This is a genomic window from Pseudomonas sp. S44, from assembly GCF_016624805.1.
GTDB classification, from domain to species: domain Bacteria; phylum Pseudomonadota; class Gammaproteobacteria; order Pseudomonadales; family Pseudomonadaceae; genus Aquipseudomonas; species Aquipseudomonas machongensis.
The window spans coordinates 1-250 of record NZ_JACVTY010000076.1; the positions used below are offsets into that span (position 1 = coordinate 1).

Annotated in this window: 1 protein-coding gene; it reads left to right on the forward strand. The window is 59.2% G+C overall.

The features are described 5' to 3' along the window. Nucleotides 1-250: immunoglobulin-like domain-containing protein (locus tag IAE40_RS25590; protein ID WP_200604074.1), on the forward strand; the 250-nt coding region annotated here is incomplete at both ends.

Consider the following 250-nt stretch of genomic DNA (forward strand, 5'->3'; position numbering starts at 1 on the left):
CACTCTTTCGGATGGCACCAAGGTGACCGTTCCGGCTGGCAGCGCCACCGGGACTATCACGATCCATGCGCCGGACGACGTATACGTTGGCGGTCAGCCATCGATCGTGAACAAGCTGGAGTCCGTCACTGGTGCCGATAACTTCGAAAAGCTGACCCTGGGTCAGGGCGAAGTGAAAACCGATGTCACCGATGAGCCAGGTACCGGTACTCCGGGCACCGGCAACGAAGGCGACAAAGTCTCTGTAACC